26 protein-coding genes and 1 pseudogene are annotated in these 24788 nt (G+C 65.3%); 8 read left to right on the top strand and 19 right to left on the bottom strand.

Annotation, left to right across the window (positions count from 1 at the left end; genetic code table 11):
• Positions 1-47 precede the first annotated feature (47 nt).
• The 14 genes and pseudogenes from PG879_RS15445 to PG879_RS15380 form a co-directional block, all read right to left on the bottom strand.
• Positions 48-929: an ABC transporter ATP-binding protein gene (locus tag PG879_RS15445; protein WP_270830380.1), complete on the bottom strand. Its 882-nt coding sequence runs from the start codon at positions 927-929 to the stop codon at positions 48-50.
• 137 nt (positions 930-1066) lie between these two features.
• Complete coding sequence (locus PG879_RS15440; protein WP_010673478.1) at positions 1067-1678, bottom strand: FKBP-type peptidyl-prolyl cis-trans isomerase; 612 nt, start codon at positions 1676-1678, stop codon at positions 1067-1069.
• Between the two features lie 191 nt (positions 1679-1869).
• Positions 1870-1989, bottom strand: a complete 120-nt coding sequence (locus PG879_RS15435) for a copper homeostasis protein CutC (RefSeq protein ID WP_080990052.1) — start codon at positions 1987-1989, stop codon at positions 1870-1872.
• A gap of 8 nt (positions 1990-1997) precedes the next feature.
• Positions 1998-2087: pseudogene (locus PG879_RS15430) on the bottom strand (copper homeostasis protein CutC); the annotation flags it as partial.
• 38 nt (positions 2088-2125) lie between these two features.
• Positions 2126-2851 (bottom strand): copper homeostasis protein CutC, encoded by a 726-nt coding sequence (locus PG879_RS15425; protein ID WP_052816142.1) that lies wholly within the window; start codon positions 2849-2851, stop codon positions 2126-2128.
• 41 nt (positions 2852-2892) lie between these two features.
• Positions 2893-3795, bottom strand: coding sequence for an ROK family protein (locus PG879_RS15420; RefSeq protein ID WP_010673476.1), 903 nt, complete (start codon positions 3793-3795; stop codon positions 2893-2895).
• A 109-nt stretch (positions 3796-3904) separates the two neighbouring features.
• The gene (locus tag PG879_RS15415; RefSeq protein ID WP_052816140.1) at positions 3905-4411 is read right to left on the bottom strand and encodes a GNAT family N-acetyltransferase; all 507 of its coding nucleotides are present in this window, start codon (positions 4409-4411) and stop codon (positions 3905-3907) included.
• Positions 4399-5214, bottom strand: coding sequence for a M48 family metallopeptidase (locus PG879_RS15410; RefSeq protein WP_010673474.1), 816 nt, complete (start codon positions 5212-5214; stop codon positions 4399-4401). Before PG879_RS15410 ends, PG879_RS15415 begins: the two co-directional genes overlap by 13 nt.
• A 152-nt stretch (positions 5215-5366) precedes the next feature.
• Entirely contained in the window at positions 5367-6341 is a 975-nt protein-coding gene (locus PG879_RS15405; protein ID WP_039039286.1) for a PstS family phosphate ABC transporter substrate-binding protein, read from the bottom strand.
• A 273-nt stretch (positions 6342-6614) separates the two neighbouring features.
• Positions 6615-7910, bottom strand: a complete 1296-nt coding sequence (phoR, locus tag PG879_RS15400) for a phosphate regulon sensor histidine kinase PhoR (protein WP_010673472.1) — start codon at positions 7908-7910, stop codon at positions 6615-6617.
• 72 nt (positions 7911-7982) lie between these two features.
• Positions 7983-8672 (bottom strand): phosphate regulon transcriptional regulator PhoB, encoded by a 690-nt coding sequence (gene phoB, locus PG879_RS15395; RefSeq protein ID WP_010673471.1) that lies wholly within the window; start codon positions 8670-8672, stop codon positions 7983-7985.
• A 102-nt stretch (positions 8673-8774) separates the two neighbouring features.
• Positions 8775-9185, bottom strand: coding sequence for a VOC family protein (locus PG879_RS15390; RefSeq protein ID WP_181023053.1), 411 nt, complete (start codon positions 9183-9185; stop codon positions 8775-8777).
• A 68-nt stretch (positions 9186-9253) separates the two neighbouring features.
• Positions 9254-10540, bottom strand: coding sequence for a GGDEF domain-containing protein (locus tag PG879_RS15385; RefSeq protein ID WP_042864240.1), 1287 nt, complete (start codon positions 10538-10540; stop codon positions 9254-9256).
• A 283-nt stretch (positions 10541-10823) separates the two neighbouring features.
• Positions 10824-12500, bottom strand: coding sequence for a sigma-54-dependent Fis family transcriptional regulator (locus tag PG879_RS15380; RefSeq protein WP_052816131.1), 1677 nt, complete (start codon positions 12498-12500; stop codon positions 10824-10826).
• Between the two features lie 290 nt (positions 12501-12790).
• On the opposite strand from PG879_RS15380, the gene exaC reads away from it, so the two are divergent.
• Positions 12791-14308 (top strand): acetaldehyde dehydrogenase ExaC, encoded by a 1518-nt coding sequence (gene exaC, locus PG879_RS15375; protein WP_139700619.1) that lies wholly within the window; start codon positions 12791-12793, stop codon positions 14306-14308.
• A 51-nt stretch (positions 14309-14359) separates the two neighbouring features.
• Here exaC and PG879_RS15370 read toward each other — a convergent pair whose 3' ends face one another.
• Complete coding sequence (locus PG879_RS15370) at positions 14360-15154, bottom strand: AraC family transcriptional regulator (protein WP_210601663.1); 795 nt, start codon at positions 15152-15154, stop codon at positions 14360-14362.
• 96 nt (positions 15155-15250) lie between these two features.
• Here PG879_RS15370 and PG879_RS15365 point away from each other — a divergent pair, with 96 nt between their 5' ends.
• Positions 15251-16138, top strand: a complete 888-nt coding sequence (locus PG879_RS15365) for a DMT family transporter (protein WP_210601664.1) — start codon at positions 15251-15253, stop codon at positions 16136-16138.
• A gap of 95 nt (positions 16139-16233) precedes the next feature.
• Here the strand turns inward: PG879_RS15365 and PG879_RS15360 are convergent, their stop codons facing one another.
• Positions 16234-16638 carry a carboxymuconolactone decarboxylase family protein gene (locus tag PG879_RS15360; protein WP_161470781.1) on the bottom strand — a complete coding sequence of 135 codons (405 nt, stop codon included), beginning with the start codon at positions 16636-16638 and terminating at the stop codon, positions 16234-16236.
• Entirely contained in the window at positions 16635-17618 is a 984-nt protein-coding gene (locus PG879_RS15355; protein ID WP_210601665.1) for an aldo/keto reductase, read from the bottom strand. Before PG879_RS15355 ends, PG879_RS15360 begins: the two co-directional genes overlap by 4 nt.
• A 99-nt stretch (positions 17619-17717) precedes the next feature.
• Between PG879_RS15355 and PG879_RS15350 the strand changes: the two genes are divergently transcribed.
• Positions 17718-18626: a LysR family transcriptional regulator gene (locus PG879_RS15350; RefSeq protein WP_069785606.1), complete on the top strand. Its 909-nt coding sequence runs from the start codon at positions 17718-17720 to the stop codon at positions 18624-18626.
• Positions 18627-18740: 114 nt separating this feature from the next.
• Here PG879_RS15350 and PG879_RS15345 read toward each other — a convergent pair whose 3' ends face one another.
• Together PG879_RS15345 and PG879_RS15340 are read right to left on the bottom strand one after the other, a co-directional pair.
• Positions 18741-19433, bottom strand: coding sequence for a response regulator (locus PG879_RS15345; RefSeq protein WP_010673461.1), 693 nt, complete (start codon positions 19431-19433; stop codon positions 18741-18743).
• A gap of 3 nt (positions 19434-19436) precedes the next feature.
• Positions 19437-21002 carry an ATP-binding protein gene (locus tag PG879_RS15340; protein ID WP_210601666.1) on the bottom strand — a complete coding sequence of 522 codons (1566 nt, stop codon included), beginning with the start codon at positions 21000-21002 and terminating at the stop codon, positions 19437-19439.
• Positions 21003-21260: 258 nt separating this feature from the next.
• Between PG879_RS15340 and slyA the strand changes: the two genes are divergently transcribed.
• From slyA to PG879_RS15315, 5 genes are all read left to right on the top strand, one after another.
• A complete protein-coding gene (gene slyA, locus PG879_RS15335; protein WP_010673459.1) occupies positions 21261-21734 on the top strand; it encodes a transcriptional regulator SlyA in 474 nt (157 codons plus the stop codon).
• 1 nt (position 21735) lies between these two features.
• Positions 21736-22791, top strand: a complete 1056-nt coding sequence (locus PG879_RS15330; RefSeq protein ID WP_210601667.1) for an HlyD family secretion protein — start codon at positions 21736-21738, stop codon at positions 22789-22791.
• A 10-nt stretch (positions 22792-22801) separates the two neighbouring features.
• Positions 22802-23830 carry a DUF2955 domain-containing protein gene (locus PG879_RS15325; protein ID WP_210601668.1) on the top strand — a complete coding sequence of 343 codons (1029 nt, stop codon included), beginning with the start codon at positions 22802-22804 and terminating at the stop codon, positions 23828-23830.
• A 183-nt stretch (positions 23831-24013) separates the two neighbouring features.
• Positions 24014-24373, top strand: coding sequence for an MliC family protein (locus tag PG879_RS15320; protein WP_010673456.1), 360 nt, complete (start codon positions 24014-24016; stop codon positions 24371-24373).
• 131 nt (positions 24374-24504) lie between these two features.
• Positions 24505-24788, top strand: a 284-nt coding sequence (locus tag PG879_RS15315; protein ID WP_257712194.1) for a transposase domain-containing protein, incomplete at its 3' end; no start/stop codon positions are given.

Below are 24788 nucleotides of genomic sequence, written 5' to 3'. Positions count from 1 at the left end.
GTACCGCAACACGGGGGCCACGGTCAGACAGAACTCGGTCATCCCTCTCATGCGCCGCTCCGCAGGCTGTGGCCGGTCAGGTTCAGGAAGAGATCTTCTAGATTGGGGGAGCGCACCTGCATGCCGGTGAGCGGCACACCAAGATCCAGCAAGGCTGGCAACAGGGTCGCCACGTCGGGGCAACAGAGCTCCACCTGATCGCCGACCGGACGCAGGGGATAGCCGAGCCCAGCCAGGGCCGGGTGCCCCCCAAGGCGCACCAGCACGCCGTCGAAGTGTTGCGCCAGCAAGGCAGCCGGCGTATCCAGACTGAGCAGGTGGCCGTGATCGACGATGGCAATCAGATCGCACAGCTGCTGCGCTTCGTCCATGTAGTGGGTGGTGAGCACCACCGTCTTGCCCTGGGCCTTGATCGCCTCTATTCGCTGCCAGAAGTGGTGGCGCGCCTGGGGATCCAGTCCTGTGGTGGGCTCATCCAGAAACAGCAGTTCGGGATCCCCGAGCAGGGCCAGAGCCAGCAGCAGGCGCTGACGCTGGCCCCCCGAGAGCTTGCGACTGTCCCTGTCGATGAACTCGCCCAAGGCGCACAGATCGATGAGCAGCTCCCGTGGCAAGGGATTGGGGTAGAGGCTGGCGAACAGGCGCAGGGTATCGCGCACCGTCAGGAAATCCTGCAGCGCCGTGTGCTGGAACTGGATGCCGATGCGGGAGCGATAATCCGGGCCGCGCGGGGCGCCGTGAAACAGGATCTGGCCGCTGTCCGGGGTGAGGAGCCCCTCCAGCAATTCTATGGTCGTGGTCTTGCCCGCCCCGTTCGGGCCGAGCAGGCCGAAGCAGCTGCCGGCGGGAATGGCAAAACTGAGCCCGTCCACCGCCTTGGCGCCGGGGAAGTGCTTGACGAGATCGACGACCTCGATGATGGCTGCCATGGCGTGTCTCCCTCACATGGCCGGAATGGACGACGCTCTGACTATATCCAAATCCCCGCCGTAGGCACATGGCCCGTTTGGGCGGTCCAAAAACAAACGGCGACCTCAGGGTCGCCGTTTGCATCACGCCAGCCGGATCACAGGATGTCCAGCAGCTCCACTTCGAATACCAGAGCGGAGTACGGCGGGATGGAGCCGGCGCCACGGGCACCGTAGGCCAGATCCTGCGGAATGTAGAGCTTCCACTTGGAGCCAACCGGCATCATCTGCAGCGCTTCCACCCAACCGGCGATCACGCCGGTCACTGGGAACTCGGCCGGTTGGCCGCGCGCAACGGAGCTGTCGAACACACCACCGTGGGTGAAGGTACCGTGGTAGTGCACGCGCACGGACTGACCGGCAACCGGCACGGCACCATTGCCTTCGACCATGACTTCATATTGCAGACCAGAGTCGGTGGTCTTCACTTCGGCGCGCTTGGCGTTGTCGGCCAGGAAGGCTTCGCCTTCGGCGGCAGCGGCCTTGGCGGCAGCTTCCTGCTCTTCCTGCATACGGGCGGTGATGACCTGGAAGGCATCGTTGATATCGTCACGGCTGACCGCGAACTCCAGACCGTTCAGGGCATCAGCCAGACCTTGTTGCAGGGCCGGGATATCCAGACCGGCGAAGGCTTGCTGAGCCAGTTGGTCGCCCATGTTGCGGCCGATGCCGTAGCTGGCCTTCTGTTCGATAGAGTCGTATTGGGACATTGAGAGGTTGCTCCGGGTCCTGATGGTAAAAGAGACGGGATGATAACAGACTTTTTTGCACCGTGCTGCCAAGACGCCCCTCAATTGCCCGCCGGTGGGAGACGCCTCACATCGGCCCCCTCATCCCCGCCCCTTCTCCCGCAAGGGGAGAAGGGAGCAAAACAGGGCACCATGCCGCCGCACAGTCTGTATCAGGCCCTGTCCAGCAACGCCCTCACCGCCGCGACCTTGGCCCCATCGGTGATGTTGACCCGGCCATCGTCCGAGGTGCCCATGTTGACGTCACAGAGAGAGGCACCATGGCGCCGCACAGTCTGTATCAGGCCCTGTCCAGCAGAGCCCGCACCGCCGCGACCTTGGCGCCGTCGGTGATGTTGACCCGGCCGTCGTCCGAGGTGCCCATGTTGACGTCACAGATAGAGGCACCATGGCGCCGCACGGTCTGTATCAGGCCCTGTCCAGCAGTGCCCTCACCGCTGCGACCTTGGCGCCGTCGGTGATGTTGACCCGGCCATCGTCCGAAGTGCCCATGTTCACACCATGGGGCACCATGCCGCCGCGCCAGCCCATGCCGGACATGTGCACTTCATTGACGCCGGTGAATTCGATGATGGTGCGCACGTTGTCGGCGTTGACCCCGGCCCCGGGCATCAGGCTGGCGCGACCCGCCAGCGCCTGGTGCATGGCCTGCAGGGTTTCGAGCCCCGCCAGCGCGGTCGGCGCATGGCCGGAGCTCAGAATGCGCTCGCAACCTGCCGCGACGATCGTCTCGAGATCCAGCCGCCAGTCGGAGGAGAGATCGATGGCCCGGTGGAAGGTGACGCCGAGCGGCCCCGCCGCCTCGACCAGTTGCCGGAGCTTGCCTTCGGGTACCCGTCCATCTTCATCCAGCAGACCGACCACCACCCCTTGCAGGCCCGCAGCACGAGCGGCCGCGATATCCAAGAGCATCATCTCGAACTCGCCGTCGTTGAAGCAAAAATCTCCGGCGCGTGGACGGATCATGGCGTAGACGGGGACGGTGGCGTGGCGCGCCACCTGCTGCATGAAACCATAGGAGGGAGTGAGACCGCCCAGCCCCAGCGCAGAGCAGAGCTCGATGCGATCGGCGCCGGCCGCCTGGGCGGTGAACAGGGATTCGAGGTTGTCGATACAGATTTCAAGACGGGTCATGATGACTCCTTGTTCGGGGAGATCAGACCCTCTGTCCGATCTCACAGATTGAGCAGGGCTGCACCGCGCACACCGCCGGCTCCACCGAAGCGGGCCTCGCGGATCGCCGGCAGGGCGACACCGGGCAGCAGGTGGCCGGGCAGACGTTTGGGCAACTCCTCATAGAGGGCTGGCAGGGCGCTCAGGCCGCCCCCCAGCACCACCACATCGGGATCAATCACCGAGATGGCGGTGGCGAGGCCAGCGGCGATGATCTCGAGCCAGCAGTCGATGGTCGAGAGGGCCGCCGCCTCACGGGCATCGGCACGGGCGACGATCTGGTGGCCGCTCACCCGTTCTCCATGAACATGGTGGTATAGCCGCTCCAGGCCCGTGCCCGACGCATAGGTTTCGAAACAGACCAGGCGCCCGCAGCCACAGCGGGGACGGGGCAAATCCGGGTATTTCATCAGGATGGTGGCGGGCAGCGGGTAGTGACCTATCTCCCCCGCCAGCCAGTTGCGCCCCTGGATGAGCTTGCCCGCCAGGTAGACGGCGCCGCCGATGCCGGTACCTATGGTGACGCCGAGGGCGCTGCCAGCACCGTCTGCGGCCCCCTGATGCACTTCCGACCAGAGGAAACAGTTGGCGTCATTGTCGACCTTGACCGGTCGGCCCAGCAGTTCGGCCAGATCCGCCCCCAGATGGCGGCCATGGATGGCGGGCAGGTTGGCCGCCACTATGCTCCCGTCGAGGCGATTGAGGATCCCCGGAAACCCGATGCCGACGGCCCCTTTCACCCCGAAGCGCGCATCCGCCGCCTCGACCCGCTCGCGCACAAGCTGCTGCAGCGCCGGGTAGTCGTTGCCCGGCGTGCTCACCCGCTCTTCATGGCAGAGGGTCAGGGCGTCGTCATACACCGCGAAGGCAATCTTGGTGCCGCCAATATCAAATCCGTAGTACATGCCACACTCCCTTGCGGTGGACCCGGCCACCTCGGTCTGTCCAGATGGGGCACATTGTATTAATTCGCAAAAAAAATAAAGTGACCAGGGGCGAAAAACGGGAGCCAGCTCAAAGCAAACGGAACATTTGTCGTTGTTGGCAAGGGTGTCCGAGGCTCATCAGGGTGCGCTCCTGACCGTCGAACATGAAGCCGCGGCGCAGGTAGAATCCCTCGCCGATGTGATTGCCATCCAGCAGCCAGAGCCTGACACACTCGCAACCGGCCCGGCGCATCTGCACCGCCACCGCCTGCCACAGCCGTTTGCCATGACCCTGACGCCAGTGATCGGGATGAAGGTAGAGCGCCCGGATCCGCGCCGTCATCAAGCCTTCCTCCAAAGAGGGCTGCCAGTAGAGCAGGCCTATGACCACGTCGTCCTGACAGACCAGCATGGGAACGGGGCCGGGCTCGGCGAGCCGGTGTCGCCAGATCTGCAGGTGGTCGGTCACCGCCAGCTGGGCCAGCATGTCGGCCCCCAGCACCTCCCCGTAGGCCGCCAGCCAGCTCGCCCGCTGCATCACCGTCATGGCGGCGGCATCGGCGGGACGCGCCAGGCGCAGGCTTACGCCTTGCACTGGGGAACCAGCCCTGATGCTTTCGCCTGCTGGTACAGTGGCTGCACTTCGGCCTGCTGGGCCTGCAGGTTGGCGATCCGGCTCTGGTCGCTGGGGTGGGTGGAGAGCAGCTGGGGCGGTGCCTTGCCACCGGAGGCGGCGCTCATGTTCTGCCACAGGGTGACGGCTTCGGCCGGGTTGAACCCGGCGCGGGCCATCAGCTCGAGGCCGAGCCGGTCCGCCTCGCTCTCCTGGGTTCTGCCATAAGGCAGGGCTATCCCCACCTGGACCCCGAGGCCCAGGGCGGCCATGGTGGCAGCGCCCCCGAGGCTGTCGCTGCTGCCGATGGCGGCGTCCGCCACCGCCAGCCCGATACCAGTCAGCTGATCCCGGGAGAGGCGCTCGTTGGAGTGCTGGGCCAGCACGTGGGTCAGCTCGTGACCGATGACGGTGGCGAGCTGGTCCTGATTCTTGGCGACTTTCAGCAGGCCGCTGTACACGCCTATCTTGCCGCCGGGCAGGGCGAAGGCGTTGATCTCCTTGGAGTCGAACACCACCACCTCCCAGCTGGTGATGCCATAGCTGGCAGGCACCTGGGCGGTCACCGCCTTGGCCACGCAGCCCACATAGGCATTCATCCTGGCATCCGTGCTCACCTTCTCCTGCTGCTTCATCTGGGTGAAGGAGTCGGCGCCCAGCTGGTTCATCTGCTGGGGGGAGAAGAGCAGCATCTGGTTGCGACCGGTCGGTGACTGGGCGCAGCCGGCCAGCAGGGCGCTGCACAAGGCCGTCAGGGCCAGTCTGGAGAGGGAAGATGCGCGCATGAGAGGGTCCTTTGCCGTGAAGTTGCCCTATTCTCGGAAATGCCGCCGCCCGGCGCAAGCCGGGCGCTGCGCCATGCGACCAAAAAGATCCTGGGGCGCACCAATGAAAACGAGCCCGCATGGGGCTCGTTTTTCTGCAAGGGCATGTTCTGTTACATGATGCCCAGCTTCTTCAGGTCGGCCTGAACCACCTTGGCCGGGACCGGCACATAGCCGTCCTTGGCAACGATGGTCTGGCCCGCCTTGGAGAGCATCATCTTCACAAACTCCTGCTCCATCGGGGAGAGCGGCTTGTTCGGATGCTTGTTCACGTAGACGTACAGGAAGCGCGACAGCGGGTACTTGCCGGTGATGGCGTTGTCGGAGCTCGCCTCGATGAAGGTCTTGCCATCCTTGGAGAGCGGAACGGCGCGCACGCCGGAGGTGACGTAGCCGATACCGGAGTAGCCGATGCCGTTCAGGGAGGAGGAGACGGACTGTACCACGGAGGCGGAGCCCGGCTGCTCGTTCACGCCGCTCTTGAAGTCACCGTTGCACAGGGCGTGTTCCTTGAAGTAACCGTAGGTACCGGACACGGAGTTGCGACCGAACAGTTGCAGATCCTTGCCGGACCAGCTGCCGTCCAGACCCAGATCAGACCACTTGGTGGCCGCCTTGGCTTCGCCGCACTTGAGGGTGCTGGAGAAGATGGCGTCGATCTGCGACATGGTCAGCCCCTTGATGGGGTTGTCCTTGTTGACGAACACGGCCAGGGCATCGACGGCGACGCGGATGGCGGTCGGCTTGTAGCCGTAGCGCTTCTCGAATGCCTCCTCTTCACCGGCCTTCATGGCACGGCTCATGGGGCCAAACTGGGCGACGCCCTCGGTCAGGGCAGTCGGTGCGGTGGAAGAACCGGCGGCCTGGATCTGCACGTTGACGTTGGGATACATGCGCTTAAATTCTTCGGCCCACAGGGTCATCATGTTGGCCAGGGTGTCCGAGCCGACAGAGGACAGGTTGCCCGAGATGCCGCTGGTCGGTGTGTATTCCGGCAGGTCTTTATCCACACCGGCAGCCAGAGCGCTGACAGAAAACAGGGTTGCTGCGGTGAATCCGATGACACCAGCCAGTTTGTTGAGTTTCATCCAATCTCTCCAAGTCCAAGGTTGCAGAAGGCAATCGTCAGGTTGACGTCTAAACGTGGTTGACACCCGATCGCAATGATCCGTGGGCCAGCACCACTCCTTCTCCAGTGTTACAGAAGGTCCGTTCTTTAAGACGGCGCCAGTATCTGGCCTGGCAGTGACAAATTTATGGAATTTATATGACACTTTGATGACATGGGCCGAGAGTGGCCCGGATGAAAAAAGGGCTGCGATGCAGCCCTTCTCTCGTTGCTAACACATTGACACAAAATATTATTTCACCAGCACCATGCGGGCGGGAATGAGAAAGCTGAAGCGGCTGCCCGCACCGACCCGGCTCTCGATATCGAGATGGGCATCGTGATGACTCAGGGCGTGCTTGACGATGGCAAGGCCGAGCCCGGACCCTCCGGTGTGGCGCGAGCGGGCCTTGTCGACCCGATAGAACCGCTCGGTGAGCCGCGCCAGATGCTCGGGGGGGATCCCCTCCCCCTCATCCTGCACCGCAAACAGCGCCATGCTCCCCTGCTTGCGCCACTCCACGGTGATCTTGCGCCCCGCCGGGGTGTAGTGGATGGCGTTGTAGACCAGGTTGGAGACGGCGCTGCGCAGTTGATCCTGATCCCCGCGCACCAGCAGATTGGGCTGAACCATGAAGACGATCTCGTGGGCCCGCTCGCCGGAGAGTGCCCGCGCCTCCTGCTCCAGCAGCCCCAGCATGGCGGGCATGTCCACCAGATGGGAGAGATCCACGGTGGGCGCCGCCTCGATGCGCGACAGGGTGAGCAGCTGGTTAACCAGATTGTCCATGCGGATCGTCTGCTCCATCATCACCTTGTGCGCCTTGGCCCACATGGCGGGGGGCGGCGGCTCCTCGGTCATCTCCAGATACCCCTTGAGCACGGTGAGCGGGGTACGCAACTCGTGGGAGACGTTGGAGACGAAGTGCTTGCGGGTCTTCTCCAGGCTGCGCAGCCGGGTCACGTCCCGCACCACCAGCATGGCCTGGTCCTCCGCATAGGGCATGATGCGAAATTCGAGGAACTTCTCCTCGTTGATGGGGGAGTGCATCTCGAACGGCTCGTCATACTGCCCCTTGCCCAGATAGGCGACGAAGGCGGGGTGACGGATCAGGTTGCCGATGTGCTGGCCGGCATCCTCGGGCCAGCGAAAGCCGAGCAGTTGCTCCGCCAGCCGGTTGCACCAGAGGATGCTGCCGTCGGTACGAAACACCACGGCCGCATCGGGCAGCGCCTCCGCCCCTTCCCGAAAGCGGCGGATGAGGCCCGCCAGCTCCCGGCGCCGGGCCCGGTGACGCTGCTGCAACTTGTAGATGCCGTTGAAGATGTGCTCCCAACTGCCGCTGCCGTGGGGCGGCACCAGGCTGCGATCGTGCCACAGCCAGTCCGACAGCCGCTTCTGGAAGCGGTAGTGCCAGACCAGGTGCACCACAGTGGCCACCAGCAGGCAGAGAACGAGATGATCGATTAACCAACCTACCAAGACGAAGGGGCTGTAGAAGAACGCCATTCGCCACAACTGTCGCCGCCAGGCGTAAGGTTGCAACATTAAGATCTCCTAGAGACAGCAAAGAGCCGGGTCCAATGCCCGCCGGCAGGCGCTGGCGGCACTGGCCCTGACCTAGAGACGGGTCGAGAAGCGGTAGCCAGCCCCGCGCACCGTCTGGATCAATCTGTCGTGCCCCGTCTCTTCGATGGCCTTGCGCAGGCGGCGAATGTGTACGTCTACCGTCCTGTCCTCGACATACACGTTGGTACCCCAGACGTTGTTGAGCAACTGCTCGCGGCTGTAGACCCGCTCGGGGTGGGTCATGAAGAAGTGCAGCAGCTTGAATTCGGTCGGCCCCATGTCGAGGGCCTTCTCCTCGGCACTGACCCGGTGGGAAACGGGATCCAGCTTGAGCCCCTGCACCTCGATCACCTCGTCCACCGAGGTGGGAGAGACACGGCGCATCACGGCGTGCAGGCGGGCGGTGAGCTCCTTGGGGGAGAAGGGTTTGGTGATGTAGTCGTCGGCACCGGCCTCGAGCCCGCGCACCTTGTCCTCTTCCTCGCCCCGGGCGGTCAGCATCACCACCGGGATCTGGCGAGTCATCTCATCCTGCTTGAGCTGCTTGAGGAACTGGATACCGCTGCCGCCTGGCATCATCCAGTCCAGCACGATGAGTTCGGGGTAGGGTTCGCGCACCTTTGCCAGTCCATCGGCGTAATCTTCTGCTTCTACTGTTTCATATCCCTTCTGCTCAAGCACGAAGCAGAGCATTTCGCGGATCGGTGCCTCGTCCTCGACCACCAGAATTCGCTTAGCCATATCCCTTCTCTCTCCTCTGTGAAGATGGGTGCGCCAATTATTAGAACTTTCTGTGACACTTTTATGACTTTATGACGGGCGGGATGATAAACGTTTTCAGATTCAGTTGGCAGCAGCGAGTTGCAGCAGGTCCCAGCGATTGCCACTGATGTCCTCGAACACCACCACGGTGCCGTAAGGTTCGAGGCGCGGCTGTTCACAAAAACGAACGCCATAGGCCTGCATCCGCTCGTAATCGCCCCAGAAGTCGTCGGTCTCGAGAAACAGGAAGACCCGACCGCCCCCCTGGCGACAGATGGCGGCGCGCTGCTCCTCGTTGGCCGCGCGGGCCAGCAGCAGGGCGGAGCCGGGAGCCCCCTTGGGAGCGACCCGCACCCAGCGTTTGCCCGGTTTGCCCGGCTCGTCGAGGGGGGTGTCTTCCAGTAGCTCGAAGCCCATTCCCCGGGTGAAGAAGGCGATGGCCTCGTCGTAATCCGCCACCAGCAGCGTCAGGGCGCCAATGTGTTGTGCCATGGCATCTCTCCTCGGATAAATGATGGGGCGCATGATAGCCCCGCCCGGCCATGGGCTCCAGCGCCGGATCAGTCGGGCGCCACCTCCACCCGGTTGCGACCATTCTGCTTGGCCTGATAGAGCGCCTCGTCGGCCCGCTTGAGCGCCTGCTCCAGGCTATCCTTGCGCCGCTCGGCCACCCCGAAGGAGGCGGTGATACCGAGCCCCAGCGGCCAGTGCCTGTACCCCTCCAGCGCCCCTCTCAGCCGCTCCGCCAGGGCGGCGGCTCGTCCCTCGTCGTAATGGAGGCAGACCAGCACGAACTCCTCCCCGCCCCAGCGCACCAGTCGGCACAGGCTGTCACAATGGCGCAGCAGCTCGCTCACCATGTGTTTGAGCACCTCGTCCCCCACCGGGTGGCCGTGACCGTCGTTGACCCCCTTGAAGTGATCGATGTCGATATAGATGAAGGAGAGCGGCATCTCGCCGAGCTCCCCGAGCAGCTTTTCGCCGCCGAGCCGGTTGAGGGCCCCGGTCAGGGGATCGTAGCGGGCCTCCTCCTCGGTACGCCGGTTCTGCTCGCACAGGCTCGCACTCAGGGCTTCAGCCGCGAGGCGCGCCTCCCTGGCCTTGCGCAGCCGATCGCCAAACATCAGATTCTGGACCAGGAAGAGCAGCACGCCGTAGACAAGCCACCCCAGCAGCAGATAGCGATAGAAGTCCCCCGGCTTGCACCAGCGGCCATAGAACTCCAGCCGCTCGAGCCGCAACCGGTACTCCCCCGGCAGCATCTTGTCATCGGAGGCGATCTCGATGGCATAGACATGGTGCAGATCCGGCCCCTGCTGGACCAGCGGAATGTCGTACTGCTGCACCCACCAGGAGCTGGGGGCGAAGACGTTCAGGGGGACATCCTGCTCGCGGCCAAAATCCCTGGCGGTGAAGAGCACTTCGTTGAACTTGTGGGAACTCTCGTCTTCCCGCGTCGAATAGACGGGATCGTAGTTGCGCAGATAAAGGCGCCAGGCCTGTACCCCCTGCCCTTCTACATCCAGCCTCACCCGCACCCCGGTGAAGCCGGAGAGATCCAGCCCCCGCTCGGGGTCGGTCAGGGTCAGAACCAGCTCGCAGAAAGGATAGGCATATTGGCTTCGCAGGGTGCACTGGATGGCGGGTCTGTCGCCCCCCTGACTCAGGGTGGCGACGGAGGAGCCCTTGTGGGCCCTGTCATCCTGGGCACGCACGGACAAACCGGCCTGGCTCAGGATGTCGAGCCGCCGCTCGGGTCCGAATTCGAATAACACCATGGCCAGCAGGCTCGCCGCCAGCAGGCACCAGAACAACAGCGTCGTCATGCGGGAATAGGAAGGGATCATCGGCATCACACCTGAAAAAGGGCTTTTACCCTACACCTTGAAGCGCCGGACCGCGCTGATCCAGATCCAAGGTTATTACACGCGCCGCACCGGGCGCAGACGGGTGCCGACTAACCGGCACGGGCCCCATGGGGCGCAAGCGGCATCGGCCAGCTGGCGGGAGAGAGGCGGGGAGCCTCGTCGGTCGTAAGATGGATCATTGCGCACTCCCTGCGATGGAAACATAACGAAAAAACGTCCTTGCCTTCGCAGTCTACACAAGCGCTGGATGGCGCGACACCCTTCACCCCTCCTCCCGCAGTGCCCGATAGAGGGTAGTGCGACTGATGCCAAGACGGCGCGCCGCCTCGCTCACGTTGCCGCCGCACTCTGCCAGGGTCTGCTGCACCCGCTGCCGACTCTGCTCGCGCAGGGTACTCCCTCCCAAAGGTGAGCTCTGCCCCCCCTCCACGGCGGGCAGATGCAGATGGGCAGGTTCAATCCAGCCCTGCCCCTCTGCCAGTACACAGGCCACCTCCAGCGCCTGTTTGAGCTGGCGCACGTTGCCGGGCAGAGGGTGAGCCAGCAACCGCTGCTCCGCCTCCCGGCTCAGTTGTAGCGCCGGGTCCATCTGGGCGAGCAGGTTCAGGATCAACCCCTGACGCTCGGGCACCGACCAGGCCCGCAGGGGTGCCAGTTGCTGGCGCCAGCCGCAGATGCGGTAGTAGAGATCTTCGCGAAAGGTGCCGGCCGCCACCATGGCCGCCAGATCCCGATGGCTGGCGCTGACCAGCCAGAAATCCACCGCCTCGGGTCTGTGGCTGCCTACCGGGGTGACGACGCGCTCCTGCAACACCCGCAGCAGCCGGGTCTGGGCCTGGAGCGGCAGCTCGCCAATTTCATCCAGCATCAGGATGCCGCCGTGGGCGGCGCGCAGATAGCCCTGGCTGCCCTGGCTGCGGGCACCGCTGAAGGCCCCCCCCACGTAGCCGAACAGCTCGGCCTCCACCAACTCCGCCGGCAGGGCGCCGCAGTTGACGCACACCAGAGGCCGCTCCCGACGGCTCGATCTGGCGTGCAGGGTGCGCACCAGGTGCTCCTTGCCGCTGCCGGTCTCCCCCTCGATGAGCAATGAGATGCCCCGCTCCAGCATCTTGAGCGGCACCTGCTGCGCCTGCGATCTCCCCTCCTCAACCGCGCTCGGCAGGGGAAGCCTGGCGGCGCGCTCCCCCGCCTCCGGCACCAGCCGCAGGCCGCGGCGCTCGCGCAGCAACTGCTGACCGTCGAAGGGGTGCTGGCCGAGCCAGAGCCGACCGGCCCGGTTGGCCCCGAGCAGCTCGCCCCCCTCCCCCAGCAGCAGGCGGGCAGACCAGAGACTCTGGGGATCGAGATCCACCAGCCAGCCCGGCTGGCGGGCCAGCAGGGCGTTTTCCAGGGTCATGGCCAGGAGGCGCACGGTGCCCAGCATGTCGCCGCCGTGGTGGGCCGCATTGGTGGAGATGTCGAGCACGCCGAGCAGTTGCCCGTCCGGCCCGAGCAGGGGGCAGGCGCTGCAACTGAGAAAGCTGTGCTGGGCGAAGAAGTGCTGCGCCCCCAGCACCTGCACCTCGCTCTGCTCGGCCAGCGCGGTGCCGATGGCGTTGGTGCCCTTGCTCGCCTCCCCCCAGCGGGCGCCGCTGCGCAAAAAAATGCGCTCGGCATGGCGGGCAAAACGGTCGTCTCCGCTCACCGCAAGAATGGCCCCCTCGCCGTCACACAGCAGAAGACGACAGGGTCTGCCCGCCAGCAACTGGCCAAAGAGCGGCAGCACGAAGCGCTGGAAGCAGGCGATGAGCGTCCTGTGCTGCTCCTGGCGAGCCGACAGCTCCCCCTGGGGCAGCAAGTCCAGCTCGGCGCTCTGCTGGCGGCTCAGCCCCTGATGCAGGCAGCGCTCCCAGGAGCGCTGGATTGGGCTGGCACCGGATTGAGGCAACTCGCTCATCACACCTCCTTCTACACACTCGCGAATAGGGCCGCCTTGGGGGAGCGCCTTCATCACGTCTCCTGTTCACAAACGGCACAGTGTCACACCCGATGTTCAGAAACGGCACAGTTTGGGGGCCGCCCTGGGGGGCACTGGTTAACCAAGATACCCCTTGGCACCCCGTTTGATAACGTTTTTGCAACCTTTTTGTGTAGAGCGCCGCCCGCTGGCACGCCCCTTGCGATGACAGGAAGCAACCGGACTGCCCACCAGGCCGGTCAGGACCACACACACATAAGGATGATGAGATGATTTATACCGCTCCCGGTCAGGCAGGTGCCCTGGTCAGCTTCAAATCCCGTTATGACAACTTCATCGGTGGCGACTGGGTGGCGCCGCGCGCCGGCCGCTATTTCGAGAACATCTCGCCGGTGGATGGCCGGGTGTTCTGCGAGGTGGCCCGCTCCGACGCCGCCGACATCGAGCTCGCCCTGGACGCGGCCCACAAGGCGTTCGCCAGCTGGAGCAAGACCAGCGTCACCGAGCGCAGCAACCTGCTGCTGCGCATCGCCGATCGCATCGAACAGAACATTGAAGTGCTCGCCGTCGCCGAGACCTGGGAGAACGGCAAGGCGGTGCGCGAGACCCTGGCCGCCGACCTGCCCCTGGTGGTAGATCACTTCCGCTACTTCGCCGGCTGCATCCGCGCCCAGGAGGGCTCCGCCGCCGAGCTGGACCAGAACACCGTCAGCTACCACTTCAAGGAGCCCATCGGCGTGGTCGGCCAGATCATCCCGTGGAACTTCCCCCTGCTGATGGCCGCCTGGAAGCTGGCCCCGGTACTGGCGGCCGGCTGCTGCAGCGTGCTCAAGCCCGCCGAGCAGACCCCGGTCACCATCATGCTGATGATGGATCTCATCAAGGACATCCTGCCCCCTGGCGTAGTCAACGTGGTCAACGGCTTTGGTGCCGAGGCGGGCCAGGCGCTCGCCACCAGCAACCGGATCCAGAAGCTGGCGTTTACCGGCTCCACCGAGGTGGGCGCCCATATCCTGCGCTGCGCCGCCGACAAGCTGATCCCCTCCACCGTGGAGCTCGGTGGCAAGTCCCCCAACATCTACTTCGCCGACGTGATGCAGCACGAGAGCAGCTACATCGACAAGGCGGTGGAAGGGATGCTGATGACCTTCTTCAACCAGGGCGAGGTGTGTACCTGCCCCTCCCGCGCCCTGGTGCAGGCCAGCATCTATGACGACTTCATGGACCGGGTGCTGGCCCGCGCCCGCACCATAGTGCAGGGCAACCCCCTCGACACCACGACCCAGGTGGGGGCCCAGGCGTCCCGCGAGCAGTTCGACAAGATCCTGAGCTACATGGAGATCGGCCGCGGCGAAGGGGCCAAGATGCTGCTGGGCGGCGGCCCGGCCAAGGTGAGCGGGCTGGAGGGGGGCTTCTACATCCAGCCCACCATCTTCTCGGGCCAGAACAAGATGCGGGTGTTCCAGGAGGAGATCTTCGGGCCGGCGCTCGGGGTCACTACCTTCAAGGACGAGGCGGATGCCCTGGCCATTGCCAACGACACCCAGTACGGGCTGGGGGCGGGCCTGTGGACCCGGGACAGCAATCTGGCCTGGCGCATGGGGCGCGGCATCCAGGCCGGCCGGGTCTGGGTCAACTGCTACCACGCCTACCCGGCCCATGCGGCCTTTGGCGGCTACAAGAAGTCGGGGATCGGTCGCGAGACCCACAAGATGATGCTGGACCACTACCAGAACACCAAGAACCTGCTGGTGAGCCACGACATCAACCCCCTCGGCTTCTTCTAAGCCCATCCCGTGATCCACAAGGGCGCCTGCGGGCGCCCTTTTTCATGCGGTTCAGGCCACGGGTTGGCCCAGCTGCTGGCGATAGCGCTGGGGGGCGCAGCCCTGTTCGCGCTGGAACATGGCGATGAAAGCCGAGGTGGAGGCGTAACCGAGGCGCCAGGCGATCTCCTGCACCGGCATCTCGCCCCGCAGCCAGTCCAGCGCCTTCACCAGCCGCAGCCGGGTGCGCCACTGGCCCAGGCTCATGCCAAGCTCCTTCTGGCAACGCCGCGCCAGGGTGCGCTCCGTGGTGTGCAGCGCCCTGGCCCACTCCACCAGCGTGCGGTTGTCCTCCGGCGCCGCCTGCAATGCCGCCAGCAAGGGTGCCAGCAGGCGATCCCGGCTCTGGGGCAGGTAGCTCGGCTGGCAACGGGTGCGGGCCAGCTTCTCGATGAAGAGCTCACCCTGACGGGCATCCCACTCATCCTCCATGTGCCCGACCCGGCGCTGGGTGAAGTCCTCCAGCAGGGCCCGCAGCAAGGGGGTGAGGGCCAGCAGCTGGGGTTCCCGTGGCAGGCGCGGTGCCAGCGCGTGGCTCACGTAGATGGAGGTGTAATCCAGGGTCTGCTCGTTGAAGGCGGTGTGGGGCAGGTCCGCCGGCACCCAGATGAGGTAGTCCGGGGGCGCCACCAGCCGCTCTCCCCCCACCTCCACCACCATGACCCCCAGGCTGATGAGGCTGAGCTGACCCCAGGGGTGGGCGTGTTCGGCGCAGGCTTTGCCCCCCTGGATCTGGCTGTAGCGAAAGTAGAGGGGGTTGGGGTCGGCCAGCAGGCGATCCTGCTCGGCCAGGGTGAGGGTGCCCATGCAGATTGTCCCAAAGCGGTTATGACATGTCTTATTTACGCTACTTACCTCGTTCAAGACAAGGCTAGACTCTCCCCATCGTACCAAGGAGTGCTTATGCCTTTTCTCTTCCCCCTGCTCGCCATCTTGATCTGGGCCGCCAATACCGTGGTCTCCAAGGCCGCCGCCGGCGTGCTGGATCCCGCCGCCATCTCCTTCTATCGCTGGGTGATCGCCGCCCTCGCGCTCTCCCCCTTCTGCCTGCCGCAGCTCTGGCGCCGCCGGGCCGACATCCGCCTCTGGCTCGGCAAGCTGCTGGTGCTCTCCCTGCTCGGCATGGTGCTCTACCAGTGCCTCGCCTACTACGCCGCCCACAGCACCTCGGCCACCAACATGGGGGTCATCGGCTCCCTGCTGCCCCTGCTCACCCTGCTCATCGGGGCCTGCTGCTTTGGCCAGAAGCCGGGCAAGCAGGCGCTGCTCGGCATGAGCCTCTCCCTGTTCGGGGTGCTCTGGCTGCTGGGTCAGGGCAATCCCCTGGCACTGCTGCACAGCGGCATCAACCCCGGCGACGGCATGATGCTGCTGGGGGCGGCCAGCTATGCCCTCTATGGCCTGCTGATCCGCCGCTGGCAACTGCCGTTCGGCCCCTTGCTCAACCTCTACCTGCAGATCCTGCTGGCGGTGATGCTGCTCATCCCGGTGGCCCTCTCTGCCGACTCCCTGGCCATTCCCGCCCAGGGCTGGAGCATGGTGCTGTTCGCCGGCCTCGCCTCCTCCATCTTCGCCGCCTACTGCTGGATGCGCGGCCTCGCCACCCTGGGGGCGGAGCGCACCTCGGTCTTCATGAACCTGATGCCCCTGTGCACGGCCCTCATCGCCGTCATCACCCTGGGGGAGCCCATCCACGGCTATCACCTGCTGGGGGGCGGCCTCATCCTGACCGGGGTCATGCTCTCCCAGCTCAAGCCGAGGGTACGCCGTCCTCTGCCAGAAGGGGCTTGAGCCGGCCAGCACCATGAAAGAAGGGAGCCTCGGCTCCCTTCTTGCTGCCCTCGTCAGGGCACACCTGACCTTTTCGCCAGGGTGACGTCTCCACCTTAATCCCTGCCCCCCCGCCCCTTGTCATGGGCGGCGAAGGCGCTGCGGGCCGCACGGATGCCATTCATGCAGGCGGGCACTCCGGCATAGACGGCGACCTGGAGCAGGATCTCGATGATGGTCTCCCGGCTGACCCCCACATTGAGGGCGGCCCGGATATGGAACTCGAGCTGTCCGGGCGCCGTGCCCATTCCCATCAGGGTCGCCACCGTGAGTATCTCGCGGGTGCAGAGATCGATGCCGGGACGGGCGAGCACATCGGCAAAGGCAAACCCCAGCACCAGCTCGGCAAGTTCCGGTGGCAGGGCATCCAGGCTGGCGGCGACTCGCGTGGGTGCCTGGGGATCGAGCCGGGCCAGCAGCGCGAACGCCCGTTCATGGCGATCCGTGTGCGAGCCGCTCATGCGTTCACCCCCTTCATCCCCTCGGCAGTATAGCGCTCCCCCGCCACCGGCAGGGTCCGGATGGCCTGGCCCAGGGCCCCGAGCTCCGCTGGGGAGAGGCGCACCGAGAGGGCGCCGAGGTTATCCTCAAGGTGGGTCAGGCGCCGGGTGCCGGGGATGGGCACTATCCCCTCCCATTGCGCCAGCAGCCAGGCCAGGGCTATCTGCGCCGCCGTGCACCCCTTCTGCCGGGCCAGGGCCATGACCGCCTGCACCAGGGTGCGGTTGGTGGCGAGGTTCTCCCCCTGAAAGCGCGGCAGACTGGCCCGAAAATCCCCTTCCTCGAACACCGCCTCCTGCTGGTAACGCCCGGTCAGAAACCCGCGCCCCAGGGGGGAGTAGGCCACCAGACCAATCCCCAGCTCCCGGCAGGCGGGCAGCACCGCCGCCTCCACCTCCCGGGTCCAGAGGGAGTATTCGGTCTGCACCGCCGCCACCGGGTGCACGGCATGGGCGCGCCTCAGGGTGGCCTCGCTCACCTCGCACAGACCGATGCGGGCTATCTTGCCCTCCTGTACCAGCTGCGCCAGCCCGGCCATGGTCTCATCGACGGGATGGGCCGGATCGAGGCGGTGCACATAGTAGAGATCGATCTGCTCGATGCCGAGGCGGCGCAGGGAGCCCTCGCAGCTCTGGCGCGCATAGCGGGCGCTGTTGTCGAGGGTACGCCTGTACTCCCCGTGCTGGCGCACGATGCCAAACTTGGTGGCGACCTTCACCTGCCCCCGCCGGGTCGCGAGAAAACGCCCGATCAGCGCCTCGTTGTGGTGGGGGCCGTACATGTCGGCGGTGTCGAGCAGGTCGATGCCCCGCTCCACCGCCTCCGCCAGCACTCGCAAGGACATCTCATCGTCCCGCGGCCCGTAGAATTCGCTCATCCCCATGCAGCCCAGCACCAGGGCAGAGACCTGCAGGTTGGCTCCCAGTGTTCGTCGTTGCATCGCATTTTCTCCCTGACAAGTTGCAGGGGAGTATGGTCTTCCGAAAATTAATGAGATATAGAGATAACTGGCAACCCATTTTCCGATTATGGAAACACTATGCACGATCCCCTGCTCTGGGACGACGCCCGCGTCTTCCTGGCCATCGCCCGCAGCGGCACCCTGAGCGGTGCCGCCCACGCCCTTCGCATGGGGGTGGCCACCGTCTCCCGGCGCCTGGACAGGCTGGAGGCGGCCCTCGGCCTCCCCCTGTTCAGCCGCCACCAGCAGGGCTATCGCCTGACCGACGACGGGGAGGCCCTGCTTGAGCGAGCCGAGGCGCTGGAACATGCGGGACTGGCCTTTGGCGAGGCGGGGCAGTTGCAGGGACAGGTGGCCGGCACCGTGCGCCTCGCCACTGCCGAGAACCTGGCCAATCCCCTCATCATCCCCTCCCTGCCGACGCTCTTTGCCCAGCACCCCGAGCTGAGGGTGGAGCTGGTCACCGGGGTGCAGACGGTGAACCTGCACCGGCGCGATGCCGATCTCGCGGTGCGCATGGTCAAGCCCGATGCCGGCCACCTCACCCTGCGGCGCCTGGGCACCCTGGGCTTTGGCCTCTACGGGACCGGCGCCTACCTGGATGCCCGCAGCCCCGGGCTGGATGCCGCCAGCTTCGATCAGGATGACTTCATCGGATGGAACGAAACCCAGAGCCACCTGCCCGCCGCCAGATGGATGACCCGCATGCTGCGCGGCCGCCCCTGCCGGGTGGAGACCAGCACCCTGGCGGCCCAGCTCGCCGCCGCCCAGGCCGGTCTGGGGCTCGCGGTGCTGCCCCACTACCTGGCCCGCCAGACGGATCTGGTCTGCCTGCTGCCGGAGCTCGGAGTGGATCAGCCCATCTGGCTGGTGCTCCACAGCGATCTCGCCCACTCCCGGCGGGTGAGAGCCGTGGCGGATCATCTCATCGCCCTGTTCGAGCGCGCCCGCACCGCCCTGCACCCCTTCTCGGGCGATCCCAGATAGAAGGGCCGGGTCGCATCGGGGCAAAACAAAAGGGAGCTCAAAGGCTCCCTTTTATCTGCGCGGCCTGCGCAGCATGGTGTGCGCGGCCTCTTCGGCGTTGTGCCCGCGGCGGGGTCACGACTCCCGGCGCCAGTGGTAGCGCCGCTCCGGGCGGCCACGCTGGCCGTAGTTGAGCTCCACGTCCAGCCGATCTTCTGACTCCAGAAACTCCAGGTAGCGGCGGGCCGTGGTGCGACTCAGGGAGAGGCGCAGGGCCACGGTGTCGGTGGAGAAGGTGTTGTCCGGCTCCCCCGCCAGCAGATCCAGCACCTGTCGCAGGGTGATGGCGTCGATCCCCTTGGGGGTCTCCCGCGCCTCCCGACCCTGGTTGCGCGCCTTGCCCATCAGGCGGTCCAGGTCGCTCTGGGCCAGCTCCCCCGGCTCGCACAGGCGGCGATGCAGGACCAGGATCTCCTCCAGGCTCTGCTGGATGCGAAACAGCCGCAGCGGCTTGATGACGTAGTCCTGCACGCCCAGGTTGAGGGCCTGCTGTATGGTCTCCACGTCGCAGGAGGCGGTCACCATCATCACCATCACCTCCCGGTTGTAGCTGCGCAGCCGGCTCACCCACTCCAGGCCCGAGCCATCGGGCAGGGAGATGTCGACCATCAGCAAGCGGGGCTCGCTCCCCGCCATCAGGCGATCCGCCTCGGCCAGGGTGCCGGCCCGCCCCATCAGGGAGAACCCGGCCGTGGAGGAGACCAGCTCCCCCAACATGGCGCCTATCCGCTCGTCATCCTCGATAATCAGCGTGAAAATTGGCTTCATGACTTACACCAATTGGTTTTTATTCAAATAGATACCAAACAGGGTCGTCTGCTCGGCGGTGCGACGCCATTCTATCACGCCCCCCCGCCTGGCCACCGTCTTCTTGACCAGGAAGAGGCCGACCCCGTGATCCCCGGTCTGGCGGCTGACACCGTAGTCGAACAGGTGATCCGCCAGCGCCTCGTCCACCCCCTCGCCACTGTCCTCCACCTCGATCACCAGCCGCCGCCCCAGATCATAGAGGGAGAGCAGCACCCTGGGCGCGGCGTGCTCGCGGTTCCCCCAGGCGGCGCGAATGCCGTTGTCCAGCAGGTTGCCGATGCAGGTGATGAGATCCGCCGACACCTCGGCCGGATACTCCCCGAGGGCCGACCCCGCATCCAGCACCAGCTCCACCCCCAGCTCCCGCGCCCGGCTGAACTTGCCGAGGATGAGCCCGGCCACCGGCTTGTTCTCGATGACCCGCAGCAGATCCTGCAACATGTTCTGGCAGGCTTCGTTCTCCTGCTGGATGAGGTCTACCGCCTGATCCACGTGGCCGAGCTGGAGCAGACCGGAGAGGCTGCTGAGCTTGTTGGCGAATTCATGGGTCTGGATGCGCAGCATCTCGCCGTACTGGCGCAGGTGGGTCACCTGCATGCCCAGGCTGCCGGTGCCGTCTGGCCGGCTGAAGATGAGCATGCGCCCCGGCTCGCGACCGCTGAGCTCCTGCCAGTGGCCGACGAAGTCATCCCCCTGCACGGTGAACCTGACCGCCCCCCCTTGCTGCAACGTGGGCACGAGGCCGGGGGCCAGCTCCGCCAGGGAGCGGCCCAGCAGGGCGTGGCGCCCGGTGCCGGGCAGTCGCAACTGATAGAAGGCGGCGCTGTTGAGCATGGTGATCCTGTGCTGGTTGTCCAGGGCCACTATCCCCTCCGAGATCCCCTCCAGCACCAGATCCTGCTGGGCGAAGCGATTGGCGATGGTCTCCGGCTCCAGATCCAGCAGGGTGCGGCGCAGCAGGTGCTGCACCCAGAGCGCCAGCAGCAGGCCGCACCCCAGCACCGCTGCGATGGCGCCGACCAGCAGGGCGATCCGCTCCTGATAGGTGCCCTCCACGGTGCGCATCAGATAACCCACCGCCACTGCACCGATGGCCTGGCCATCGGGCCCCACTACGGGAGCGAAGCAGCGGATGGCGGGACCCAGGGTGCCCACGTCCCGGGAGCAGTAGCTCTCGCGCGACTGGAGTGCAGGCCAGATGTCCTCCCCCCGGAAGGTCTGGCCCACCAGCTCGGGCGAGGGGTGGCTCAGGCGCCTGGCATGTTCGTCGGTCACCACCATGTAGGCGGCGTCGGTGCGGCTGCAGATCCCCTGCACATAATCCCGCAGCCCGGGATCGCTCCCCTTCTCCAGGGCCCGGACCACCCGGCTGTCCGCCGCCAGCACCCGGGCCAGATCGCTCCCCTTCTCCTTCAGGTTGTTCTCCAGCAGGTGGCGCATGAAGAGGGCGAGCAGACAGCCCAGGATCAGGATCAGCAGCAGTGACAAGCCAAGCGAGAGGGTGACTAGCTGGTGGCGCAGTTTCATCGTTCAACCTTGCAGCGGACAGGAAAGCCCAGGGTGAGGGTGTCCCCCGGCCGGGTCAGTGGCCAGCCTGGCGCACCTCAAAGGTGGCCACTCTAGCGCCTCCCCCGGCCGTTGTCGGTTAGCTGGCCCGCAAAGCCATATAAAAACTTAAACACCACGGCCCGGGCAAAAAACCTGAACGTGAGCTGTATCACACTATTTACTTAGCCTGCGAAATAAATATAATGCTTCGCAAGCTAAGTAATTGAGGTGCCCGTCATGAAAAAGGATCTGGAGATGTTGCGAGAACTCTCCCTCGCCGAGCAGCTGGGGCGATTGCACCGGCTCTGGCGCACCGTGGCCGATCTCGAGCTGGCACCTCTAGGGCTCACCCATCCCCGCTGGACCGCCCTGTGGAAACTCAGCCGCCTCGGCGGCCACCTCAGCCAGAAGACCCTGGCCGAGGCCCTGGAGATAGAGCTCCCCTCCCTGATGCGGACCCTGGGTCAGCTCGAGGAGCAGGGGCTGATCGAGCGCCATTGCTGCAGCCAGGACAAGCGGGCCCGCATCGTCACCCTGACCCCGGCGGGCAAGGCGCTGCTCGATCAGATCGAGGGCCGCATCATCGCCGTGCGCCGGGAGCTGCTCACCGGCATCAGCCAGCAGGAGCTGGCCCAGTTTGAAGACATTGTGCACCGCATCTCCGCCAACGCCCTCGGCAAGATAGCCGCACAGCACGAAGAGAGAGAATAAGATGACACCGGATCAACAATTCAAGCGCTGGATAAAGTGGGCCATCATCTGCTTCGTCCTGGTGTTTGGCTACTTTCTGCTGGCCGACATCAAGATGCCCCTGACCCCCCAGGCCATGGCCACCCGGGTCGTCACCCGGATGGCCCCCCAGGTCAGCGGCAAGGTGGTCGAAGTCGCCGTCGCCAACAACCAGCACGTCAAGCAGGGGGATCTGCTGTTCGCCCTCGACCCGGAACCCTTCCAGCTCGCCGTGGATCAGGCCAGGCTCGCCCTGGATCAGGCCAGGCAGCAGAACCGCCAGCTGGACGCGACCCTGACCGCCTACGAGGCGGAGTACAGCTCGCTGCGCACCCAGGCCGACCAGAAACAGCGGGAAGCGGCGCGCATCGACGCCCTCTACCGCCGTCACATGGTCTCTGAACAGCAGAAAGATGACGCCGACAGCGCCGCCCGCACCGCCCGTGCCAACCTGCTCGGCAGCCAGGCCCGGGTAGAGCAGGCCCGCGTCAACCGCGGCTTGCCAGGGGAAGACAACCTGCTGCTGCGCCAGGCCCGCAACCGCCTCGCCCAGGCCGAGCTCAACCTCGCCTACAGCCGGGTTCATGCGAGCCAGGACGGCATCATCACCAACCTGCAGCTCAAGCCTGGCAGCGTGGCCAATGCAGGCTCCCCCCTGCTGGCCCTGGTCTCCGAGCAGGTGGACGTGATCGCCGATTTTCGCGAGAAGAGCCTGCGCCACGTCAGCGCCGGCAGTCAGGCCCTCGTCGCCTTCGACGGCGAGCCCGGTCGTCTCTATCCTGCCCGCGTCGCCAGCCTGGATGCCGGGGTCAGCGCCGGTCAGTTTGACGCCAACGGCCAGCTTGCGAACCCCGTCGAGTCCGATCGCTGGGTGCGCGATGCCCAGCGCCTGCGCCTGCACCTGACCCTGGAGCAACTGCCCGCCCACCTGCCGGCCGGGGCCCGCGCCACGGTGCAGTTGCTGCCGGACAACACCCTGACCGGGCTGCTGGCCCGCGGCCAGATCCGTCTGCTCAGCCTGCTGCACTACATCTATTGAGATGACGACCATGAACCTGTGGCACAGACCCCTCACCCCCAACGAACTGCGCCAGTGTCTGCGCATCGCCTTTGGCTGTACCCTGGGGTTTGTGCTGTGCAAGATCTTCGGCTGGAGCAACGGGGTCTTCTTCACCGTCACCCCGGTGCTGCTGCTCGGCCTGGTGCCGGTGATGAACGGTCACGCCGCCCGCCAGCTCATCGCCTCCGCCGCCATGTGCGGTCTGGAAGTGGGGCTGCTCGGCGGCCTGTTTGGCGGCCACCCGGGGCTCATGACCCCCCTGGTCTTTTTGCTCTTCCTCTACCGTTTCGCCGCCATGTCCCGGGGCAGCCTGTTCCTGTTCGGTGCCAACGGGGTGCTCAGCCTCAGCATCATGCTGCACTTTGCCAGCTACCCCGGGATTGATCTGAACGACCTCATCTTCAGCAACCTCTGGGCCAGCGTCCTGTCGGTGCTCATCGCCTATCTGATGACGGCCCTCATTCCGGACGTGGAGGAGTGCCCCAGGCCGGCCCCCTCCCCCAAGGCGCCGCACCGGATGCGCCACGAAGCCCTGCTGGGGGCGTCCATCGCGACCCTCTCGTTCCTGGTGTTCCAGATCTTCGACCTGCGCGACTCCATGTCTGCCCAGGCCACCACCCTGCTGCTGCTCTTCCCCATGCACTGGAACGGCGCCCTGGACTATGCCCGCAAGCGGGCCATGGGCACCCTGCTGGGGGTGAGTTTCGGCATCCTGGGGCAGCTGGTGCTCTATGACTGGTCCGGCTTGCTGCTGCTGGTGACCCCGGTGCTCTGGCTCGGCGCCATGCTGTTCAGCTATGCCCATGTGAAGGAGGCAAGCGGCTCCGGAGTCGGCTTCGGTGCCCTCACCACCCTCGGCATCCTGTTCGGCCAGTACCTGACCCCGGGCAACGACCTGGTGTTCAGCGCCCTCTATCGGGTGAGCAGCATCCTCTTTGCCATCGTGGTCACCCTGCTCGCCTGCTACCTCATCCACCGGCTGCTCAATCGCTTCGAGGCGACACGGTTCGGCCACTGACCCTTTTCTGCAGCCATTGGATGGCTCCCTTTCGCCCCGCTTGCCTGCCGGGGCGTTTTTTTGCCTGCCCCACGGACCAGAGGGAGACGGACGCATCCCGACGCAGGGCTCCTGCCACGAGGTTGCAGTTGTGCCTCATCCTGTTAGGCTCAAGGCCATATGACACCGTTGTGAGGATCAAACATGAAACACGCCAAGCTCTTTCTACTGGGGGCGGGCGCCATCACCCTGCTCGGCGGCTGCGATCTGGGCAGCGGCAAGCTGGGAGTGACCGGCGGCGATCCCGTCACCTATCTGTGTGAACAGAACCAGAAAGTGCAGGTTCGCTACTTCTCCCTCTCGGACGAGAGCCTGAACTTCGTCAAGCTCTCCCTCCCCGATGGCAAGGATTACACCCTGCCACAGGCGGTTTCCGCCTCCGGCGCCCGCTATACCGACGATCACGAGGTGGTCTGGTGGAACAAGGGCAAGGAGGGGTTCGTCGAGATGCGCGATGACGCCGGGGAGTGGCAGAGCCGCTACAACGACTGCAAGGAGCAGTGATCCGCGCCGTCATGGCACAGAGCCCACACGAAACACCCCGGCCTGGCCGCAATGCTGATCAGTTAAGGATCCATTGACCGATCCTTCTGCTGTAGGACAATCCGGAACCAATCACTGGTTCCGGATTTTTTATGTCTATTGCAAACGATCTGAACGATGTTGTTGAGGCATCTGGCGACATGCTGGCTCGGCTGGCCATTTTTGCCGACCATATTCCCGACGAATGGATTACTGCCGCTGCCGCCTTGTCTGAAAAGGCCACTATCCGCCGACGCCGCTTACCTTCTGATATGGTCTTGTGGCTCGTCGTGGGGATGGCCTTTTTCCGCAATGAGCCCATCTCCGAGGTCGCTCGGCGCCTCAACATCTGTGCAGAAGGGTTGGCCAATGATGCCTTGCTCGCGGACAGTGCCCT

The organism is Aeromonas sp. QDB63, from assembly GCF_027707425.1.
GTDB classification, from domain to species: Bacteria; Pseudomonadota; Gammaproteobacteria; order Enterobacterales; family Aeromonadaceae; genus Aeromonas; species Aeromonas caviae.
Note: the sequence above shows the minus strand (reverse complement) of the source record. Positions and strands in the feature narration are given on the sequence as shown.

Excerpts from the sequence above, each read along its gene's own strand:
- PG879_RS15360 (WP_161470781.1), bottom strand. The coding sequence starts at position 16,638 with ATGAGCGGCTCGCACACGGATCGCCATGAACGGGCGTTCGCGCTGCTG.
- PG879_RS15390 (WP_181023053.1), bottom strand. The coding sequence starts at position 9,185 with ATGGCACAACACATTGGCGCCCTGACGCTGCTGGTGGCGGATTACGAC.
- slyA (WP_010673459.1), top strand. The coding sequence starts at position 21,261 with ATGAAAAAGGATCTGGAGATGTTGCGAGAACTCTCCCTCGCCGAGCAG.
- PG879_RS15325 (WP_210601668.1), top strand. The coding sequence starts at position 22,802 with ATGAACCTGTGGCACAGACCCCTCACCCCCAACGAACTGCGCCAGTGT.
- PG879_RS15385 (WP_042864240.1), bottom strand. The coding sequence starts at position 10,540 with ATGATCCCTTCCTATTCCCGCATGACGACGCTGTTGTTCTGGTGCCTG.
- PG879_RS15350 (WP_069785606.1), top strand. The coding sequence starts at position 17,718 with ATGCACGATCCCCTGCTCTGGGACGACGCCCGCGTCTTCCTGGCCATC.
- PG879_RS15410 (WP_010673474.1), bottom strand. The coding sequence starts at position 5,214 with ATGCGCGCATCTTCCCTCTCCAGACTGGCCCTGACGGCCTTGTGCAGC.
- PG879_RS15405 (WP_039039286.1), bottom strand. The coding sequence starts at position 6,341 with ATGAAACTCAACAAACTGGCTGGTGTCATCGGATTCACCGCAGCAACC.
- PG879_RS15345 (WP_010673461.1), bottom strand. The coding sequence starts at position 19,433 with ATGAAGCCAATTTTCACGCTGATTATCGAGGATGACGAGCGGATAGGC.
- PG879_RS15420 (WP_010673476.1), bottom strand. The coding sequence starts at position 3,795 with ATGTACTACGGATTTGATATTGGCGGCACCAAGATTGCCTTCGCGGTG.
- PG879_RS15445 (WP_270830380.1), bottom strand. The coding sequence starts at position 929 with ATGGCAGCCATCATCGAGGTCGTCGATCTCGTCAAGCACTTCCCCGGC.
- phoB (WP_010673471.1), bottom strand. The coding sequence starts at position 8,672 with ATGGCTAAGCGAATTCTGGTGGTCGAGGACGAGGCACCGATCCGCGAA.
- PG879_RS15340 (WP_210601666.1), bottom strand. The coding sequence starts at position 21,002 with ATGAAACTGCGCCACCAGCTAGTCACCCTCTCGCTTGGCTTGTCACTG.
- exaC (WP_139700619.1), top strand. The coding sequence starts at position 12,791 with ATGATTTATACCGCTCCCGGTCAGGCAGGTGCCCTGGTCAGCTTCAAA.
- PG879_RS15330 (WP_210601667.1), top strand. The coding sequence starts at position 21,736 with ATGACACCGGATCAACAATTCAAGCGCTGGATAAAGTGGGCCATCATC.
- PG879_RS15320 (WP_010673456.1), top strand. The coding sequence starts at position 24,014 with ATGAAACACGCCAAGCTCTTTCTACTGGGGGCGGGCGCCATCACCCTG.
- PG879_RS15365 (WP_210601664.1), top strand. The coding sequence starts at position 15,251 with ATGCCTTTTCTCTTCCCCCTGCTCGCCATCTTGATCTGGGCCGCCAAT.
- PG879_RS15355 (WP_210601665.1), bottom strand. The coding sequence starts at position 17,618 with ATGCAACGACGAACACTGGGAGCCAACCTGCAGGTCTCTGCCCTGGTG.
- phoR (WP_010673472.1), bottom strand. The coding sequence starts at position 7,910 with ATGTTGCAACCTTACGCCTGGCGGCGACAGTTGTGGCGAATGGCGTTC.
- PG879_RS15425 (WP_052816142.1), bottom strand. The coding sequence starts at position 2,851 with ATGACCCGTCTTGAAATCTGTATCGACAACCTCGAATCCCTGTTCACC.
- PG879_RS15440 (WP_010673478.1), bottom strand. The coding sequence starts at position 1,678 with ATGTCCCAATACGACTCTATCGAACAGAAGGCCAGCTACGGCATCGGC.
- PG879_RS15370 (WP_210601663.1), bottom strand. The coding sequence starts at position 15,154 with ATGGGCACCCTCACCCTGGCCGAGCAGGATCGCCTGCTGGCCGACCCC.
- PG879_RS15380 (WP_052816131.1), bottom strand. The coding sequence starts at position 12,500 with ATGAGCGAGTTGCCTCAATCCGGTGCCAGCCCAATCCAGCGCTCCTGG.